The organism is Streptomyces sp. FH025, assembly GCF_017427025.1.
In the GTDB taxonomy this organism is placed as follows: Bacteria; Actinomycetota; Actinomycetes; order Streptomycetales; family Streptomycetaceae; genus Kitasatospora.
Map to the genome: position 1 here is coordinate 1 of NZ_JAFLNG010000938.1, position 2,426 is coordinate 2,426.

A 2,426-nucleotide genomic window follows, 5' to 3' on the forward strand; every position below is an offset into this window, starting at 1 on the left:
GGTGGGAACGGTTGAGCCCCGAGTGACCTGTGTGCGCGCTGTGGACGCTGAGTCAAGTTTCCATAACCGCGCGTTCCCGTGGAACGCTGTGTCCCGGCGATGACGTTGGGTCCGGTGGCCCCTCGTCAGCTTTTCCGCGCCGGGCGGGCCCCGGCCGAACGACCGAATGCAGCGGACCAGAAGGAGGTGCGGCGTGTCGACGCCGCTTGCCGACACGACCAACCCCGACCTCGGCCTGCTCCGCGCCGTCAACGACCTGGCCAAGAGCTCCCCGCAGTGGCTGGACCACCTGGTCTCGTGGGTCGGCGAGTACGGCATCCTGATCGGCCTGGCGATGCTCGGGCTGGTGGGCTGGCTCCAGGCCAGACGCCGCCCGGACGCGCCGGTGGCGATCGCCGGGCTGCTCTGGGTGCCGCTCTCGGTCGCGATCGCCGAGCTGGCCAACCTGCCGATCGCCGCGATCGTGAACCGCCCGCGCCCCTTCGTCGACCACCCGGACCTGCTGGTGCTGGTGGACGGCAAGGCGGGCACCCACTCCTTCGTCAGCGACCACTCGACCATGACGATGGCGGTCGCGGTGGCGCTGTTCCTGGTGAACCGCAGGCTCGGCTGGATCGCCGGCGGTCTGGCCCTGTTGCAGGGCTTCTGCCGGATGTTCATGGGCGTCCACTACCCGACCGACGTGATCGGCGGCTTCGCGCTCGCGGTCGCCGTGGTGCTGCTGCTGGCGCCGATCGCGATGGCGGTGCTGGTGCCGCTCTGCCACGCGCTGAGCCGGACGGCCGTCGCCCCGCTGATCCGGGCCCCGGAGCGCGGCGGCCCGGGCCGCGGCGGCACCGTCGCGCGCGGCCGTCGGCGCGGACGCGGGGCGGTGCGCTCCGAGGAACAGCCGCCGGAGTCCGATCTCGCGGCCTGAGCCCCGAGGAGCTACTCCGGCTCCCCGCCGCCGTTCTCCGCCAGGTGTCCGCCGCCTTCTCGGCGGGCCAGGTCGCGGGAGCGGCGGGCCGGTGAGTACCAGCCGCAGCTACAGGTCGCGAAGGCGAAGGAACCGCGCTCGCTGATCGCGACACGGTGCTCGGGCATCCGGGTGGTGCCGGGGGCGACCGGCAGCTCACTGTGCACGTGATTCACCGTAACGCGCCCGGGGCCCGCCGCGCGACGCCCTTCGCCACCCGGCACCGTAACCCTTCGCGCTCCAACTCGTTTGCCCGGAAAGAGCTCTGCCCACCCATGGTGTCCGGCAGGGCAGTCGGGCCCGAGGGGGTTGTCGCGAGGATGAAGATGACCGACCAGCAGCGCACCGGGCGGCCAGCGCGCCGTCCGGGTCCGCACCTGCGCTCGGCGGCCGGGGCCGCCCTGCTCGCCGCCGTCCTGGCCTCGGGAGCCGCCGGCTGCTCGGGCCACTCCGGTGCCGGCTCCTCCGACCAGCAGTCGGGCGCCCCGGACCAGCTGGCCGCCGACCCGCTGACGGCGGTGCGGAGCGCCGCCGACATCACCGGCCGCACCGGCTCGGCGCACACCGCCACCGAGCTGGTCACCGAGTCCGCCGAGAAGAAGGCCTCGTTCAGCGGGACCGGCGGCTACGACTACGTGAAGCGGATCGGCCGGCTGGAGGTGCAGGTGCCGCCGGGCGCGGCGACCACCGGGAAGATCGTCGAGGTGGTCCTGCCGGGCACGGTCTACCTGCAGAACAGCGGCGCCAAGGTGCCCGAGGGCAAGTGGGTCAAGCTGGACGTGCGTCAGCTGCCGGACGGCAACCTGGTCAGCAGCGGCGCCACCGACCCGGCTTCGGCGGCGGGCGCGCTGCGCGGGGTGCAGAAGGCCGAGCTGGTCGGCGCCGAGACCGTGGACGGGACCGTGCTGCACCACTACCGGGGCACCCTGGACCTGTCCAAGGCGGCCGACGCGACCGGCGGCCGGGGCGGGGACGGGCTGCGGATGGGCGCGCAGACCTTCACCGTGAAGGAGGTCCCGTACGACGCCTGGCTGGACGACCAGGGCCGGCTGCACAAGGTGGTCGAGGTGTTCACCTTCGCCGGGGTGGCCGGGTCGAAGGAGGCCAAGGACCAGGTGAAGGTGACCTCGACCACCTCGCTGTCGGACTTCGGCAAGCCGGTCGACGCGGCGGAGCCGCCGGCCTCGGACATCTACCAGATGAAGCCCTCGGAGAGCCCGAAGTAGCCCGCCGGGGCAGTGCTCCGGCGCCGGGGCGAGACGGGGCGCCGCCGGAGCGGGTGGCCGTCCGGGGAGCGGCGGCCACCCGTTTCGGCGGCGCCGAGATGGCCCGTCCGTGCCATGTGGACGGGCCCCGGAGTGCCTAGGCTGGACGTCGGGTGGCTGCCGCCCGGGCTGGCGAGGCGCTGAAGGGGTGGTGCAGGTGGTGTCGTCTACGGGCGGCCGCAGCGGTGGCCACGACGACGCGGCCC

The 2,426-nt window shown here is 73.8% G+C and carries 3 protein-coding genes; 2 read left to right on the plus strand and 1 reads right to left on the minus strand.

The window, feature by feature from the left end; translation table 11 throughout:
• The first annotated feature begins 166 nt into the window (after window positions 1–166).
• Complete coding sequence (locus J0670_RS35885) at window positions 167–916, plus strand: phosphatase PAP2 family protein (protein ID WP_207816841.1); 750 nt, start codon at window positions 167–169, stop codon at window positions 914–916.
• 11 nt (window positions 917–927) lie between these two features.
• Here the strand turns inward: J0670_RS35885 and J0670_RS35890 are convergent, their stop codons facing one another.
• Window positions 928–1,122 (minus strand): hypothetical protein, encoded by a 195-nt coding sequence (locus J0670_RS35890; RefSeq protein ID WP_207816844.1) that lies wholly within the window; start codon window positions 1,120–1,122, stop codon window positions 928–930.
• Between the two features lie 159 nt (window positions 1,123–1,281).
• Between J0670_RS35890 and J0670_RS35895 the strand changes: the two genes are divergently transcribed.
• Complete coding sequence (locus J0670_RS35895) at window positions 1,282–2,181, plus strand: hypothetical protein (protein ID WP_207816842.1); 900 nt, start codon at window positions 1,282–1,284, stop codon at window positions 2,179–2,181.
• The last annotated feature ends 245 nt before the right edge of the window (window positions 2,182–2,426 follow it).